This window comes from Tenacibaculum halocynthiae (genome assembly GCF_964512825.1).
In the GTDB taxonomy this organism is placed as follows: Bacteria; Bacteroidota; Bacteroidia; order Flavobacteriales; family Flavobacteriaceae; genus Polaribacter; species Polaribacter halocynthiae.
In genome coordinates this window covers 139,695-155,239 of record NZ_CAZELG010000045.1, presented here as the reverse complement: position 1 = coordinate 155,239, position 15,545 = coordinate 139,695, and the positions used below count along the sequence as shown (strand labels likewise).

Below are 15,545 nucleotides of genomic sequence, written 5' to 3'. Positions count from 1 at the left end.
TAACAAAAGTTCTGCAAAAGTAAGGATTAAGACTTATCAGCTACTTAAATATCACTATAATAAATTTTAATAATCAAATCTACTATTGGTCATCACATTCTCTTTACAAACTCAAATAAGAAACTTCACATTAAATAGTCATCACAGTAAACTGTAAATCTAGAGGATGTAAGTTTTCTTTTAAATATTTAATAAAGCTATTTCCATACTCTAAATAATATTCTGAGAAATTACGTTGGCGTTCTTCTAAACTTAAATTTGGCAATATTTCACTTTGTAATTCAGTTATTCTTTGTACTAAATCATATTGTTTTCGTTTTTCAGCACGTAACAAACGTTTTTCTAAGTTAACGAGCCCTTTTAGCTGTTTTTTTTCTTGAGCATTTACAGCTCCAACAAAAGAAACATCCGTGCTTTTTGCAATGTCTCTTAAATCATTAAATTGTTTTTCTAAGAACTCTTTCTGTTTATCAAAATCAAATGACACATCAGATTTTTCAGTTACCTTTTTCTTTAATAACTCATTTTGTTTAACAAATAATTCCTCAATAGTGACATTTAATTTGTCTAATTTGTTAGCTTGTTTTTCTGATAAAACTTGCACTGAATTACGCAATAATAATATTGGAAAAGGCACTTCAACTTCTTCAAAATATTGTTTAAGTTGAAACCAATATGCTAACTCTCCCCCACCACCAATATAACAAAGATTAGGTAAAATTACCTCTTGGTATAGTGGACGCATAATTACGTTAGGAGAAAAACATTCTGGACATTCTTTTAAATGTAATTCTAAACTATCTAAATCCCATGATATATCGGTATTATTTACAGTGTATACTCCATTTTTAAATATAATTCGCTCTCGAACACCTTCTGTCAAATAAAATAAATTAATCTCTCTAGGGTTTACCTGTACCTTGTAATTCTTACCTAATTCTTTTATGGTTTCATTAACTTTCCTAAAAGATACTTGTTCTTTTAGCTCCTTAGTTATATAAGGTATAAACTCTTGCTTTAACTCTCGTTCATCGGCATCTAAAATTACCAACCCGTACTCCCCAAACAACTCATTCGCTATATATCGAGTAGCATCTGCTAAATTTGAATGATTAACGTATGCTTCTTCAAAAAGCTCCTTTAAATACTGAGCTTTTTTAGAGTTCCCTAAATGATTAGAAAACACATTCAATACTTCATCAAGTCCTTCAGTTGAAAAACGACCTACCCCACCAGTTTGATCACTATTCCATCGCACTTTTTTTCCTTTAAAGTTAAAATAGTTAATCTCTTCGAAATCATGGTCTTCAGTTGCCATCCAATAAACAGGCACAAAATTATTTCCATGAAACTTCGACGTTAATTCTTCACATAAGTTAATCGTAGATATTATTTTATACAAAAAATACAACGGTCCAGTAAATAAATTTAATTGATGACCTGTAGTGATAGTAAAGGTATTTCCAAATTGTAATTTATCTATATTGTTTAGGGTTAATTCAGTTGTTTTAACTTTTTGATATTGTTTTTTTAAAACATTCACTAAAGCTTTTCTTGTTTTTTCTTTAATTGAATCTTTTTTAACATTTAATTGTTTTTCCAATCCTTTAACAGAAGGAAAGTTACCATAAAATGGTTTTGTTTGTTTATCTTCCTCTAAGTAATCAATCATTGTTTTAGAGAAAAAACCTGTATTTTTAAATGGTATTTGTGTCGTTTTCATTTACTTATTTATTCTTTGAAACAATGTATAAACATAAGGTCTTTCACCACCATTAGGGTTTATAAAAGTATGTTTAAAACTTTCTATTAACTTGAAATCTTTTCCTAATTTTTCTTGCAACATTTTCTCATCGTATAATTGCAAAGGCAATCCACAACATTTTTTAGCTCCATCCAATGAAAAAACGGCTATAATTACAAAACCATTTTGTTTTACAACTTGCTTTAACAAATTAAAATAAGTTGTTTGTTCATCTTCCTTTAAAAAAAAGTGTAAAACAGCTCTATCATTCCAAACTTCAATATCTGTTAGCTTATTTAATGTAGTTGCATTCAACAAATCATCTGCAATAAACATAACTTCCTCCGCTTTACCATTTAATCTGCTTTTAACTTTAGTTAGTGCCTCATCAGAAAAATCATTAGCTATTAAATTTGTGAATCCTTCTTCTAATAATTCATCAATAATAACAGAAGTGCCTACTCCAACATTTAATATAGATGCTCCTTTGGAAACCCCAGTTTTGTTAATTAAATCGATAGTTTTTTGAGCACTCCTTTCATACCAACCAAGTTCATCAGTTCCTTTATTTATGTATGCAGAGTTCCAATGTTTTTTTAAGTTTATAGGTTCTGAAATCTTACAATCACTTTCTTTTGTAGTCATACTTCAAAAATAGTAAAATTTAATCTTTGGTCGAAAATGATTAGCTCTTCTAACATATTTTTAACTTGTTTGTTTTTGTAAGAAGGATTTTAGTTATTTTTACAATTGGTTTTTAGAAAAATATGCAATTTAAACATCCTGAGATTCTATACTTTTTAGCACTTTTAATTATTCCAATTTTAGTGCATCTATTTCAATTACAAAAATTTGTAAAGGTTCCTTTTACTAATGTAGCCTTTTTACAAAAACTAGTTTTACAAACACGTAAAAGTTCACGAATTAAGAAATGGCTAATTTTAGCTACACGGCTTTTATTATTATGTTGTATAATTTTAGCGTTTTCTCAACCATATTTTAGTAATAAAAAAGCTGATAAGCAAGAACATTTCTTTTTATATTTAGATAACTCACTTAGCACAAACACTGAAGGAAATAAGGGAGATTTATTAAAAGTTGCAATACAAGAGTTAATAGAAAATTTATCTGAGAAAGCAACATACTCATTACAAACTAACAATAACTTTCATCAAAATAAAACTGCTTCTGAACTAAAAGACATTTTATTAAAAATTGAAAACACATCTGAAGAGAAAACTTTAAAAGATGTTTTTTTGAAAATTTCTACTGAAAAAATAACACATAATTCGATTAACAAAAGTATTATAATTTCAGATTTTCAAAACTCATCAGAAGATGTTTTTAAGAATTTTAATGAAAGCACTTCTTATGTACAATTAACTCCTCAATTAAAGGAAAATCTTTCTATTGATAGTATATCTGTAAACGATACTAACTCTTCTAATTTTGAAATCAATATTTTAATACGTAACCAAGGAATCGCTAAAAACAATATTCCTATTGCTATATACAACAATAAAAAACTTATTAATAAGCAAACTTTTAATATTAAAGAAGATAGTATCCAAAAAGTAGTTTTTTCTATTCAAAAAACACCTGAGTTTTTAGGTAAGGTCCTATTAAATTTTAAAGATGCTTTTTCTTTTGATAATTCTTATTATTTTTCATTAGTTACCAACGAAAAAATTAACGTTCTATCTATTGGAGAACAAACATCTTTTCTAAATAAAATTTATACAAAAGATGAATTTAACTTTCTACAATCATCTATTAAGAATATAAACTATAATGCAATTCCAAAACAACAACTCATCATTTTAAATGAAATTGAAAATTTACCTGAAACTCTAATTACTAGCTTACTTGATTATTTAAACAAAGGAGGTGATTTAACTATAATTCCAAGTAAAAACATTTCTATTACATCTTATAATAAATTATTTAAAAAGTTAGGTATTGGTCGTATTCTAAAGAAAAATACCGATAGCTTAAAAATAACAAGTGTAAATTTTAAACATCCTATTTTTAAAAATGTTTTTGAAAAAAAAGTTAGTAATTTTCAATACCCTAATACTGTTAGTTCATATTCTTCTTTACTAAAAAACTCTAGTAACATATTATTTTTTGAAAATAATACTCCTTTTGTATCTCAAGTAAATTTACCAAAAGCTAGTGTTTTTTGGGTAGCTGCATCTTTACTAAGAAGCAATAGTAATTTTACAAACTCACCTTTAATTGTCCCACTTTTTTATAATATGGGAAAACAAAGTTTACAGCTATCTAAACTGTATTATATAGTTAATACGAAAAATAACATTGATATTAATAAACAATTAGGAAAAGAGGTTGTGTTAGCCATTAATAATGAAAATAATTCATTTATTCCTTTACAACAAGTATATCAAAACAAAATTCGAATTACAACTAATAATCAACCTTTAAAAGCTGGTTTCAACTATATTTCCCAACAAAAGGACACCCTAAAAAGTATAGCTTTCAATTACAATAAAAAAGAAAGTTTACTAAATTATTTAACGCTAAAAAGTATAGTTGATTTACAAAATAATAATAGTAGTATATCAACATCTGTTAAAGATACCCTACGTAGTATTCATAAAAAAAATGAAGTTCAATGGCTTTGGAAATGGTTTTTAATACTTTCCATTGTATCTTTGCTTCTTGAAATTTTGATATTAAAATTCTTCAAACCATGACAACGCTGCTAAAATCGGCTACAATTATAGACACTTCAAGTCCGTTTAACAATCAAGTAAAAGATATTTTAATTACTAACGGAACAATTACTAAAATTGATAACAACATACCTAATCAAAAAGAATACAAAACCGTTAAACTAGATAACTTGCATGTTTCTACTGGGTGGTTTGATACAAGTGTTTCCTTGGGAGAACCAGGATATGAAGAGAGAGAAACCATTAAACATGGTTTAGAAGTAGCTGCAAAAAGTGGTTTTACTGAAATAGCCGTAAACCCAAATACCAACCCTGTTACTGAAAATAAAGCTTCAGTTGAATTTTTAATAAATAAGGCTACTAATTTTGCCACAAACCTATACCCTATTGGAACTTTAACACAACAAAGCAAGGGTATTGAAATGGCTGAACTATATGACATGCAACAATCGGGAGCTGTTGCATTTGGAGACTATAATAAGCCTATTAATAATGATAACTTATTAAAAATAGCATTATTGTATGCTCAAAATTTTAATGGTTTAGTTTTAAGTTTCCCAAAAAACAAAGCTATTGCTGGAGATGGTGTTGCCAATGAAGGTGTAAATAGCACCACCTTAGGTTTAAAAGGTATCCCTAACCTTGCAGAAGAAATGCAAGTAGCTCGTGATTTATTTTTATTAGAGTACACTGGAGGTAAATTACACATCCCAACAATTACAACAGAGAAATCTGTAAAGCTAATCAAAGAGGCTAAAAAGAAAGGATTAGATGTAAGTTGTAGTGTTGCTGTTCATAATTTACTTTTAACTGATGATGAACTACATGGTTTTGATGGAAATAAAAAAGTGAATCCGCCTCTTAGAACCAAAAAAGATGTGAAAGCTTTAGTAAAAGGAGTAAGAGATGGAGTTATTGATATAATTACCACTGATCACAACCCTATAGATATAGAGCATAAAAAAGTAGAATTCTCTATTGCAAAGGATGGTACTATAGGTTTAGAGAGTGCTTTTGGAGCTCTAAACACAATTTTAGATTTAGAAACAATTACCAATTGCTTATCTAAAAACCCTAAAGAACGTTTTCAAATTAAATTGAATACCATTAAAGAAAACGAAAAAGCCAATTTATCTTTATTTACTCCAAATGGAGAATATACTTTTACAAAAAATAACATACTTTCTACTTCTAAGAATAGTGTTTTTTTGAATAAAAAATTAAGAGGTAAAATTTACGGTATTTTTAATAATAAGCAATTAATATTAAATTCATAAAAATGAGTAATCTAAGTATTATGGAAGAAGGAAAAACGAATGCAATCATAAGCCATTTTTGGATTATTGGTACATTAATAGCTTTAGTTTTAAATAATAATAAGAAAAATCCATTTGCCAGCTTTTATATTCGACAAATGATGGGAATTCATTTAGCTTCTATCATAAACGGATGGTTTGTGTATAAATTTCTTGGAGGTTTTACAGGCTGGTGCATTAACATTGTAATAATTGTTCTTTGGATCATTAGTTTTATAGGTGTTTTAAAAGGAGAAAAAAAAATAGTTCCTATTGTTGGAGAGTTTTTCCAAAACCAATTTAAATCAATATAATTAATGAGTTTACACTATATAGTTAGAGAGCCTAAAAACAAAGTTGACAACCCTCCTTTGTTGCTATTACTACATGGATATGGTAGTAATGAACAAGATTTATTTTCATTTGCTGAAGAATTACCTGATGAATTACTTATAGTTAGCGCTAGAGCTCCTCATGATATGGGGTTTGGTGGGTATGCATGGTATGCCATAAACCTTGATGCAAGTGGTGGTAAATTCTCTGATATACCTGAAGCTAAAGAATCAGTAACTAAAATTACTGATTTTATTGATGAAATAAAAGCTAAGTATACTACAAATCCAGATAAAACGTTTTTATTAGGATTTAGTCAAGGTGCTATTTTAAGTTATGCAGTAAGTTTAAATTCACCAAACAAAGTTCAACATGTAATTGCTTTAAGTGGTTATATAAATGATGAGTTATTACCTAATGAACTTAGCAACAACATACAAACAGACTACTATATATCACATGGAACTGTAGATCAAGTTTTACCTGTTGATTGGGCTAGAAAAGCACCTTTATTTTTAACAAAAAATAATTTAAAGAATGAGTATTCTGAATATCCAGTTGGACATGGAGTTGCTCCTCAAAACTTTTATAGTTTTAAAGAATGGATCTTAAAAAGATTATAACCAAGTGTTAAAACATGACTAATGTCAGTTTTTACCCAGAAAAATACAATATTTTTGCATAAATTTTCTCAAAACGATGTTTGATATATTAAACCAAGATACACTGTACTTTTGGAGTGCACCTTTTTTTATTCTAATAATTTTAATAGAAATGTACTTTAGCTATAAAGCTAAAGCAAAAAATTATGAATTTAAAGATACTGCAACTAATGTATATTTTGCATTGGCTAATTTTAGCTTAGATCTTTTAATGAAAACCTTTTCGTTTTTAGTAATGGGATTATGCTTTAAGTATCGTTTTATAACCTGGGAAAACCCAACAGTTTATTGGCTTCTTGCTTTTATTGGGCAAGACTTTTTATACTACATTCATCATTATGTAGATCATCATTCTCGTTTTTTTTGGGCTGTACACGTAACTCATCATAATTCAGAGTTTTATAATATTTCAACAGGGTTTAGATCTCCAGTTTTTCAACCTTTATTTCGTTATATGTTCTTTTTACCTCTAGCTTTTGTAGGTATTGAGCCTTTACATATTATGTTTGCCTATGCAATGAATCAAAATTATGGAACTCTGTGTCACACTAATTTTATCAAAAGTAAATTAGGCTTATGGGGTTATATTTTTGTAACACCTTCTCATCATAGAGTTCATCATGCTTCTAATACAAAATACCTAGATAAGAATATGGGAATGGTATTAATTATTTGGGACAGAATGTTTGGTACTTTTAAAGCTGAGGAAAAAGAAACTGAATATGAAAAAATAAAATATGGATTAACATCAGAAATAGAAGATAAAGGTCCTATTAATATAGTTTTACACGAATGGAAAGAGATCTTCAAAGACTTTTTTGTTCGTAAGAAAAAACTACCTTTATCAACTCGTTTAAAATATGTTTTTATGCCTCCTGGATGGAGTCATGATGGTAGTACCAAAACAAGTAAAGAACTACAAAAAGATCTTTAGTTTTTAGAATACAGGGATTTCAAACGCTATCGCATATTTAAACCAATCAGAAGAGCTAAATAACTCTAACTTTTCTTTTATTCTTTTTCTATGGGTTGAAACTGTATTTGAGGCTATAAAAAGCATTTCAGAGATTTGTTTTGTTGAATTCCCTTTTATAACCAATTCAAAAACTTCTTTCTCTTTACAAGTTAATGATTTATATCGCTCTTCATTTTCTTTTCTAAACACTATTTCTTCTTCCTTTATTGGTGCTTCTATGCTATCGTTCATCTTTTTACTTTTTAATTACTACTACATTCATACACTAGAGATATTCCTCCCCAATTGTGCCAATACTTATAATTTACATCCCAAATCTCTGGAGAACGTAACTTATGATATACAGATAAAGTTGCTTTTCCTAAAGAGAAAGCAAGCCCTAAACTTGTATCTATAGTTAAAAAACCAGTTTTAGAATATGGCAACCTATAATTTGTTTCTCGAAATTGACCATGCAAGGAGGCATTATATACATTCAAATTCGTATTTAAATTCGCGTATAAGTAAACTTCTTTCTTTCTTTTCTTTAAAGTTACTCTGTTCTTTTTAGTTGATGCGCTACCAACAAAATTTGACATATCATCTGACCAACTCTCTTTATTGAAACAGCCAAATCTAAATCCTAAATTATAAGTAATACCAGTTATATAAAATAAGTTATAGGTGTATCCATGATACATTTGAAATAATCGGGTATTAAAAGGAAGCAAATTCATTCTTTTCCTTGTATATAATATTGTAGGTTCTCCACCATCAGATATTTGATTATGCCAACCTTCTGGTTCTACTGATCCCATTGCTCTATGAATTGCAGTTTGAAAATAATTAGCGATTCCTGAACCTAAAAGACCTACATATAAAGTTTTTGAATAATATTCCGTATTTTCTTTATTCAACCCATGTCTTTTAAGAGATAAAAAAAGCACGTTTGAATAAGGTCTATCATTGTATTGAATTTCTTCTTTACTTATTATGTTTGGGGTAAATGCTACTACATCAAGAGAAAACTCAGAAGGAAGAAGATTATTTTCAGCTTTGGGAATTTTTAAAGTCTTAGAAAAAATAGAATTCCATTTTGAATTAAAATTAGAGAAATGGAATCCTAAAGTATAATTTCTATCTTTATTTAATCCTAATGGTTTTACAAAAAAGTCTTCATCTATAGCAAAACTAAACCCTGATGAATTAATTGATTTCTCTTTGTTTTGTGACTTTAATGTGAAAGAAACAACTATCAAAAATGCGAAACATAAATATATTTTTTTACACATAACCTACCTAATATTTTTAAATACATTAAATTACTTATTTATTTTAATACTTAAAAAAATAAGTATGTTTAAAGCTTATTCAACAACATTGTAAATATTAATACAAAACTAATTGATGTTTCAAATAAAAATATCATACTTTAGTATGGTGTTTTTAATAAAATTATGATCACTAAGCTACTAACTACTACTCTACTTTTTTTCTTTTTGTTTACTTTTTCTCAACAAAAAGATAGTATTTCTATTTATAACAAAATAGAAGTTGTTTCTTCAAAAAAAGAATTAACTATACATGAAGTAGTCTCTAATTTCAAGAATAATAATTTCCGTAAAGAAAAAATAAACCACATATATAAAAAACTAGGAAATAAAAATTGGTGGTTTAATATTCCTGTAAAAAAATCAAATGAAGATTATTACCTAACTCTTTCTTCTTCTTATATTTCTTATGGAAAGCTTTACTTAAATAATTCAGACTCAATTACAGCTTTACATCAAATTTCTTATTTTAAAGAGTTTCCTTATAAATTCTTTTTTTATAGACACCCAACATGGGTAATTCCTGCAAATTCTTTTAAGAATACTGAGGCAGTATTAAACATTAAAAATGGAGGCAGTAGAACTCGACTTGAATTCCATTTAGAAACTAAGAATCAATTTTTAAAAAGAACTCAATTAGAATACATTCAATTTGGTTTATTTCTGGCTTTCTTAACCTCAATGATTATAATTTTACTTTACTTTTCAATACTTAAAAAGGAATATAGTGTACTTTTTTACGCTGTTTACATTTTATGTATGATCATAGAGTTTCTTGCTGGCAAAGGTTTAGGTATTCAATTTATATGGTCAGACTATTCTTTTGTAACTAAAAACATAAGAAGTTTAAGCCAAACCATTGCTGTATTTTGCATGGGATATTTCTACATGAAGTTTTATACTTTTTCAAAAAGAGAAGTTCTTTCTAAAAACATTTTTAAATGGGGAACCTATCTTACAATTCCACTTATCATACTTTACATATACAAATATTTTGCAGGAGGTATGATGAACCTATACATATATGTTTGGGTTATTTTAAAAATAATAATACTTATATGGTTTATTAATCACATATATCTCGTTAGAAAAAAAAGAATTCCAAGTTATTTAATCTTTGCCTTTGCTTTACCTATTATTAGTCTTATACTATCACAAGGTATTAACCCAAAAAATACTGATAGCAATTGGTGGATTTATGGAACTGCCAACATTTTTTATATAGCCTTGGTAATTGAAATTTTGTGTTTTACTAGATATATTTTTAGTTCAGTTATTAAATCTCAAAAAAAATACACACAATTAAAAAAAATTAGTGATGAGTTAAAATATAACTTTCAAAATAAAACTATTGAAATTCAACAAAATGAACGTAATAAATTATTAAGTAATGTACATGATAGTTTTGGTGGGTATTTAGAAGCTTTAAAACTACGTTTACTTCAAAAATCTGAGAATACTCCTGAAAAAGTTCAAGAAATTTTAGATTCCTTTTATAATGAATATCGCTATCTCTTGAATAGCTTATACTCTCCTAAAATTAATTCAGAAAATTTTATAGACAATTTAATTGAGTTTTGTGATAAAATAAATAAAGTATCTAATAATGTTATAAAACCCCATTTCTCATTTAAAAACACAGAAATTTCACAACACAAATGTGTACATTTATATAGAATATTATCAGAATTAATTACAAATGCTATTAAGTATTCAAAAGCAACTGAAATACATGTTAGCCTGTATCAAAAAAACAATATTATATTAGAAGTAGTAGATAACGGTATCGGTTTTAATATTAATAATGAAAAATTAAACTCTTATGGTTTAAAAAATATAAAAGCTAGAATAGAAGAAATGAAAGGTACTTTAGAAATTAATTCTACTAAAAATCACGGAAGTTCTTTTGTTATTAAAATACCCAAAAATGAAGAAAATTAATATTGTTATTGCTGATGATAATCGTTTTTTTTGTGAAGCTTTAAAAGACAGTATAGAACTAGATAATGAATTTAATGTAAAAGCGACATTTTATTCCATTGAAAATCTTATAAATTACACAAATACAAGTGTTTTAGATGTTTTAATTTTAGATGTAAACTTTAATGGATCTAGCTCTTTAAACTATATTGATAAGATAAGGTTAAACAGAGATGATTTTAAAATTATCTTATTAACTACACTAAACAACAATTTAACCAAACAAGAAGCAACTGAAAAAGGGATTGACCAATTTGTTGGCAAAGATTCAGATTTAAGAAATTTTAAACCTATAATTTTACAAACACTAACAAACAATAGCTTTAATATATTAAAAGAGAATACTTCAAAAATTATTATTGGTAATACTTCTTTTACCAAACGAAAAATTGAGGTATTGAGGGCTTTATATGATCATTCGAATAAGAATGAAAAAGAGCTTTCAAAAATTTTATATATTTCTGAAAGTTCTTTAAAATCTCATAAACGAGAACTATTTGAAATTACAAATACAAATAATACTCCTGAACTTATACGTTATGGAATCAAAAATGGATTAATTTTACCCTAATCTTGTAAAATTTGATTCGTATGATCTTTTGTTTTTACTTTTAAAATAACATCTTCGATAATTCCTTTTTCATCAATAATAAAAGTAGTTCTATGAATTCCATCATATTCTTTCCCCATAAACTTTTTTGGTCCCCAAACACCAAAAGCATTAATTACTTCTTTTTCTTCATCAACTAACAACGGAAATGGTAGTTCATGCTTATTAATCCAATTTTGTTGACGCTTAGCACTATCTGCACTTACTCCTAAAATAGCATATCCCTTAGCAATAAAAGTTTCATAATTATCACGTAAATTACATGCTTCTGCTGTACAACCTGGCGTACTTGCCTTTGGATAAAAAAACAATACTAGTTTTTTACCTGCATAATCTGCTAACTTTATTACATTCCCTTTTTCATCTTTTGATTCAAAATTTGGAGCAGCGTCTCCTTTCTTTATTGTAGTCATATTATTATTTCATTTTTAAAGTATGCAAGTTACAAAGTCTAAAAATAAAACCCTAAAATGAAGCAAGTATATTATTTAAACACTTTGTACCTTTGGTTACTTTAATTTAATAGTTACTATAAAATGAATAAAGCAGAAAAAGTACAGTTTGTTATTGACACTTTAGAAGAGTTATATCCTGAAACGCCAATTCCATTAGATCATAAAGATCCTTATACTTTATTAATAGCCGTATTAATGTCTGCTCAAAGTACTGATGCTAGAGTGAATACTATTACTCCCTTGCTTTTTGAAAAAGCAGATAATCCATATGATATGGTAAAACTAACTATTGATCAAATTAGAGACATCATAAAACCTGTAGGATTGTCTCCTATGAAATCAAAAGGAATACATGGTTTATCTGAAATTTTAATTAACAAACACAACGGTAAGGTTCCTATAAGTTTTGAAGACCTTGAAGAGTTGCCTGCTGTTGGCCATAAAACTGCAAGTGTTGTAATGGCTCAAGCATTTAATATTCCTGCTTTTCCTGTTGATACTCATATTCATCGTCTAATGTACAGATGGAATTTAACTAATGGAAAAAATGTAGCGCAAACCGAAAAAGATGCAAAAAGATTATTCCCAAAAGAGTTATGGAATAAATTACACCTACAAATTATTTATTATGGTAGAGAATATTCACCTGCAAGAGGGTGGAAAGTAGAAAATGACATTATTACAAAAACTATAGGAAGAAAATCTGTTTTAAAATAAAAATTTTTATTAACAAAAAATTAACATTTAAACTAAATTTGTCTCATTTTAAACAACTCATTAACAAACAGTTAATATAACATCTCTTTGTTGTTAATTTTTACAATATTTACGAAACATTTAATTAAATTTTAACACAAATGAAACGTATTTATTTAAAAACAGCAGGTGTACTTCTAGCGCTTGCAACACTAAACTCATGTAACAATGATGGAAATGTAAACGATCCTAATTTAACAGAGGATGACGAAATTTCTATAGAAGTAATTAACAAATTAAAAGAAGTCAATTTAAATGTTGACTATATTAAAACCGTCACATTCAAATCACTTGACGGAAAAACAGAAAAACTATATGAAGTTGAAGGAGATGTAACAATTTCTCATGAAGAATTAATGAAAATTGGAACACAACAATCAAAATCTAGTACAAGCTCAAAAAGGCAGTATCGAACATACAACTTAGTAAGTTCTCCTTCAACAATTAAAGTTGTTGGTTACACTGGTGGAGTTAATGCTTTAAGTTCTACTGCAAGAACTGGACTACAGTATGCTGTAAACAATTTCAACAACTTAAATTCAAGCATTAACATGCAATTAGTATTTAGTACTCAATTTTCAAGTAGCGATATTGTAGTTTATCGTACAACAGATACAAATGATGTTCCTGCAGATGGAATTAGAGGTAGAGCAAATTTCCCACAAAACAACGGATTGCCAGGACATTGGGTAAGAATTAATCAAGGAGCTAATAACTCAAATGACACACAAATAATAGAAGGTTTAATGACACATGAAATTGGTCATGCCATAGGTTTAAGACATACAGATTGGAATACAAGACAATCATGTCGCCAATCTGGGGAATCTGCAGGCTCAGCTGGTGCTGTATATATTCCAGGTACAGCAGGAGCAAGTAATGATAGTAACTCTATTATGAATGCTTGTTTTCCTTCTCATGTTCAAGGGGAATTAAGTAATTATGACAAAATCGCTTTAGAGTATATTTATTAAAAAGAGTCTTTTAACAAATCTAATTTAATAAAGACAAAACAACAGACATATAATCTTTATATAAATTGGGTTACTTCTATGCTTAATTTATTAACTGAATAACTTAGCATATAAAAAAAGCTCAATCATTTAAGATTGAGCTTTTTCCACTCTTAATTCAAATTCAATTCAATGAGATGGTTTGATTTAGTCTTAACTACTTTTAACGATTTGGAAAAGTCAATCAAAAATTGAATTGTTTCTTTTTTAGGTTTCATTTTAGAGTCCGAAGACTTATTTGAGTAAATTTGCGTCATGTATTATTATACTTTTATCGTTTGTTTTCAAATACTTAACGTCTTCTTTTTTACTTTATTGTTTAATTTATTAAAATAATATTATTTTTTTCAACTATCTTCCTTAAGTTAATTAATGCATATCTCATTCTTCCTAGTGCAGTGTTAATACTTACTCCTGTATTTTCTGATATTTCATTAAAACTCATATCGTTATATATACGCATTACCAAAACCTCTTTTTGCTCTTCTGGTAATTCTTCTATTAATACTTTTACATCATCTAAAATCTGTTCTTTTATTATTTTATTTTCAATATTTAAAGAACCATCACTAATAATAGAAAAAATATCAAACTCATCAGAATTATTAAATTTTGGCATCCTATTGCTTTTTCTAAAAAAGTCAATAACTAAGTTATGCGCTATACGCATAACCCATGGCAAAAACTTACCTTCTTCATTATAATTACCTTTTTTTAAAGTTTTTATAACTTTAATAAAAGTATCCTGAAAAATATCTTCTGTCGAGTCTCTGTTTTGAATTTTACTATATATAAAACTATATAATCTTTGTTGGTGACGTTTAATCAATATTTCAATAGCATGCTCATTTCCATTAATATATTCTTTAACTAAAGTGCTATCTACAACTACATATTTGTCCATACGATTACTTTTATAAAAGAAATATGAATATTTCTTTTTGGTTAAGGGGTGTTAACTATTTTTAAAAGTAATTCTGCTGTATAGGCTTTAAATATTGATTAATAATGAGTTACAAATATTAAATTTTTTATGTAGAAATACAAATATTATTTGATATTTTATTTAATTTCTTGTAATTATTTGAATAAACTACTCATATTTATCTCTTTATTTTTCTTTTTCTTAATCATTGTATTTAACTAAAATGTTACTTAAATTTATAGTTTACTTTGTAACATATTATAAAAAACAAAACAGTATGATCAACTCAGGCATTAATGAAATTGATAATCTCATTTACCCTCCAGGCACTTGTATACCAGATACAAGTATCAAAACTCCACTTTCTTCTGGTGAAATAACTTTTGATAATAAATTTAATCAACCTTTACCTTCATTAGTTGAAGCTGAGTTTAATGGAAATGCAATAACTGTTAAGGCTCTTATTTTTGTAGAATCACAAATTCCTCTTGAAGTTGTAAAAATTAAACAACTTTTTTCTATCAGCAACTTTGGTAATTGTAAATTACAATTCTTTATTTACTGTTCTGAAGAAGTAATAAAAAAATTAAATGATGATAAAGAAAGTAATAAGGGTAGATATAAAGCTTATAAAATAGACTTTAGTACTGAAGAAACTAAGAACTTCCCTAAAGGAATTTCTTTAGAAAACATTAAAGTAGTGCAAACTTTTGTTTGGAATATTGATCCTGAAACATCTAGAGGAACAGAAACAGTAGTAAAAACTAGTAACACCTAATACTTTTTAATA

16 protein-coding genes are annotated in these 15,545 nt (G+C 27.2%); 10 read left to right on the top strand and 6 right to left on the bottom strand.

All coding sequences use genetic code 11. From position 1 onward, the window contains the following. Positions 1-130 precede the first annotated feature (130 nt). Positions 131-1,723: a bacillithiol biosynthesis cysteine-adding enzyme BshC gene (bshC, locus tag ACKTTQ_RS19030; RefSeq protein ID WP_299136442.1), complete on the bottom strand. Its 1,593-nt coding sequence runs from the start codon at positions 1,721-1,723 to the stop codon at positions 131-133. Then, positions 1,724-2,389 (bottom strand): methyltransferase domain-containing protein, encoded by a 666-nt coding sequence (locus ACKTTQ_RS19025; protein ID WP_255405265.1) that lies wholly within the window; start codon positions 2,387-2,389, stop codon positions 1,724-1,726. 122 nt (positions 2,390-2,511) lie between these two features. Here ACKTTQ_RS19025 and ACKTTQ_RS19020 point away from each other — a divergent pair, with 122 nt between their 5' ends. The 5 genes from ACKTTQ_RS19020 to ACKTTQ_RS19000 all read left to right on the top strand — a co-directional run bounded on the left by ACKTTQ_RS19020 (position 2,512) and on the right by ACKTTQ_RS19000 (position 7,664). After that, on the top strand, positions 2,512-4,461 hold the full coding sequence (locus ACKTTQ_RS19020; RefSeq protein ID WP_408050134.1) for a BatA domain-containing protein: 1,950 nt from the start codon (positions 2,512-2,514) through the stop codon (positions 4,459-4,461). Next, positions 4,458-5,717: a dihydroorotase gene (locus ACKTTQ_RS19015; RefSeq protein WP_408050133.1), complete on the top strand. Its 1,260-nt coding sequence runs from the start codon at positions 4,458-4,460 to the stop codon at positions 5,715-5,717. The genes ACKTTQ_RS19020 and ACKTTQ_RS19015 overlap by 4 nt, the downstream gene beginning before the upstream one ends. Before the next feature lie 2 nt (positions 5,718-5,719). Then, positions 5,720-6,049, top strand: a complete 330-nt coding sequence (locus ACKTTQ_RS19010) for a hypothetical protein (RefSeq protein WP_113785492.1) — start codon at positions 5,720-5,722, stop codon at positions 6,047-6,049. A 3-nt stretch (positions 6,050-6,052) separates the two neighbouring features. After that, positions 6,053-6,691 (top strand): alpha/beta hydrolase, encoded by a 639-nt coding sequence (locus tag ACKTTQ_RS19005; protein ID WP_408050132.1) that lies wholly within the window; start codon positions 6,053-6,055, stop codon positions 6,689-6,691. A gap of 76 nt (positions 6,692-6,767) precedes the next feature. Further along, on the top strand, positions 6,768-7,664 hold the full coding sequence (locus ACKTTQ_RS19000; RefSeq protein WP_093871859.1) for a sterol desaturase family protein: 897 nt from the start codon (positions 6,768-6,770) through the stop codon (positions 7,662-7,664). A 3-nt stretch (positions 7,665-7,667) separates the two neighbouring features. Here ACKTTQ_RS19000 and ACKTTQ_RS18995 read toward each other — a convergent pair whose 3' ends face one another. Beyond that, a complete protein-coding gene (locus tag ACKTTQ_RS18995; protein ID WP_093871860.1) occupies positions 7,668-7,937 on the bottom strand; it encodes a response regulator transcription factor in 270 nt (89 codons plus the stop codon). A gap of 11 nt (positions 7,938-7,948) precedes the next feature. Further along, positions 7,949-8,977, bottom strand: a complete 1,029-nt coding sequence (locus ACKTTQ_RS18990) for a lipid A-modifier LpxR family protein (RefSeq protein ID WP_093871861.1) — start codon at positions 8,975-8,977, stop codon at positions 7,949-7,951. A gap of 165 nt (positions 8,978-9,142) precedes the next feature. On the opposite strand from ACKTTQ_RS18990, the gene ACKTTQ_RS18985 reads away from it, so the two are divergent. Both ACKTTQ_RS18985 and ACKTTQ_RS18980 read left to right on the top strand, forming a co-directional pair. Next, on the top strand, positions 9,143-10,957 hold the full coding sequence (locus ACKTTQ_RS18985) for a sensor histidine kinase (RefSeq protein ID WP_408050131.1): 1,815 nt from the start codon (positions 9,143-9,145) through the stop codon (positions 10,955-10,957). Further along, on the top strand, positions 10,944-11,567 hold the full coding sequence (locus tag ACKTTQ_RS18980) for a response regulator transcription factor (RefSeq protein ID WP_408050130.1): 624 nt from the start codon (positions 10,944-10,946) through the stop codon (positions 11,565-11,567). Before ACKTTQ_RS18985 ends, ACKTTQ_RS18980 begins: the two co-directional genes overlap by 14 nt. On the opposite strand, the gene bcp is transcribed toward ACKTTQ_RS18980, so the two are convergent. Next, positions 11,564-12,019 (bottom strand): thioredoxin-dependent thiol peroxidase, encoded by a 456-nt coding sequence (gene bcp, locus ACKTTQ_RS18975; protein ID WP_093871864.1) that lies wholly within the window; start codon positions 12,017-12,019, stop codon positions 11,564-11,566. The two genes, ACKTTQ_RS18980 and bcp, sit on opposite strands and share 4 nt — an antisense overlap. A 123-nt stretch (positions 12,020-12,142) precedes the next feature. Between bcp and ACKTTQ_RS18970 the strand changes: the two genes are divergently transcribed. Then, on the top strand, positions 12,143-12,778 hold the full coding sequence (locus ACKTTQ_RS18970) for an endonuclease III domain-containing protein (RefSeq protein ID WP_093871865.1): 636 nt from the start codon (positions 12,143-12,145) through the stop codon (positions 12,776-12,778). Between the two features lie 140 nt (positions 12,779-12,918). Beyond that, complete coding sequence (locus ACKTTQ_RS18965) at positions 12,919-13,791, top strand: M57 family metalloprotease (protein WP_093871866.1); 873 nt, start codon at positions 12,919-12,921, stop codon at positions 13,789-13,791. A 358-nt stretch (positions 13,792-14,149) separates the two neighbouring features. On the opposite strand, the gene ACKTTQ_RS18960 is transcribed toward ACKTTQ_RS18965, so the two are convergent. Further along, positions 14,150-14,734 (bottom strand): RNA polymerase sigma factor, encoded by a 585-nt coding sequence (locus tag ACKTTQ_RS18960; protein ID WP_093871867.1) that lies wholly within the window; start codon positions 14,732-14,734, stop codon positions 14,150-14,152. A 298-nt stretch (positions 14,735-15,032) separates the two neighbouring features. Here ACKTTQ_RS18960 and ACKTTQ_RS18955 point away from each other — a divergent pair, with 298 nt between their 5' ends. Next, a complete protein-coding gene (locus ACKTTQ_RS18955) occupies positions 15,033-15,533 on the top strand; it encodes a hypothetical protein (RefSeq protein ID WP_147239349.1) in 501 nt (166 codons plus the stop codon). Positions 15,534-15,545 lie beyond the last annotated feature (12 nt).

Excerpts from the sequence above, each read along its gene's own strand:
- ACKTTQ_RS18970 (WP_093871865.1), top strand. The coding sequence starts at position 12,143 with ATGAATAAAGCAGAAAAAGTACAGTTTGTTATTGACACTTTAGAAGAG.
- ACKTTQ_RS19005 (WP_408050132.1), top strand. The coding sequence starts at position 6,053 with ATGAGTTTACACTATATAGTTAGAGAGCCTAAAAACAAAGTTGACAAC.
- ACKTTQ_RS18965 (WP_093871866.1), top strand. The coding sequence starts at position 12,919 with ATGAAACGTATTTATTTAAAAACAGCAGGTGTACTTCTAGCGCTTGCA.
- ACKTTQ_RS18985 (WP_408050131.1), top strand. The coding sequence starts at position 9,143 with ATGATCACTAAGCTACTAACTACTACTCTACTTTTTTTCTTTTTGTTT.
- ACKTTQ_RS19025 (WP_255405265.1), bottom strand. The coding sequence starts at position 2,389 with ATGACTACAAAAGAAAGTGATTGTAAGATTTCAGAACCTATAAACTTA.
- bshC (WP_299136442.1), bottom strand. The coding sequence starts at position 1,723 with ATGAAAACGACACAAATACCATTTAAAAATACAGGTTTTTTCTCTAAA.
- ACKTTQ_RS19010 (WP_113785492.1), top strand. The coding sequence starts at position 5,720 with ATGAGTAATCTAAGTATTATGGAAGAAGGAAAAACGAATGCAATCATA.
- ACKTTQ_RS19015 (WP_408050133.1), top strand. The coding sequence starts at position 4,458 with ATGACAACGCTGCTAAAATCGGCTACAATTATAGACACTTCAAGTCCG.
- ACKTTQ_RS18955 (WP_147239349.1), top strand. The coding sequence starts at position 15,033 with ATGATCAACTCAGGCATTAATGAAATTGATAATCTCATTTACCCTCCA.
- ACKTTQ_RS19020 (WP_408050134.1), top strand. The coding sequence starts at position 2,512 with ATGCAATTTAAACATCCTGAGATTCTATACTTTTTAGCACTTTTAATT.
- bcp (WP_093871864.1), bottom strand. The coding sequence starts at position 12,019 with ATGACTACAATAAAGAAAGGAGACGCTGCTCCAAATTTTGAATCAAAA.
- ACKTTQ_RS19000 (WP_093871859.1), top strand. The coding sequence starts at position 6,768 with ATGTTTGATATATTAAACCAAGATACACTGTACTTTTGGAGTGCACCT.
- ACKTTQ_RS18980 (WP_408050130.1), top strand. The coding sequence starts at position 10,944 with ATGAAGAAAATTAATATTGTTATTGCTGATGATAATCGTTTTTTTTGT.
- ACKTTQ_RS18960 (WP_093871867.1), bottom strand. The coding sequence starts at position 14,734 with ATGGACAAATATGTAGTTGTAGATAGCACTTTAGTTAAAGAATATATT.
- ACKTTQ_RS18990 (WP_093871861.1), bottom strand. The coding sequence starts at position 8,977 with ATGTGTAAAAAAATATATTTATGTTTCGCATTTTTGATAGTTGTTTCT.
- ACKTTQ_RS18995 (WP_093871860.1), bottom strand. The coding sequence starts at position 7,937 with ATGAACGATAGCATAGAAGCACCAATAAAGGAAGAAGAAATAGTGTTT.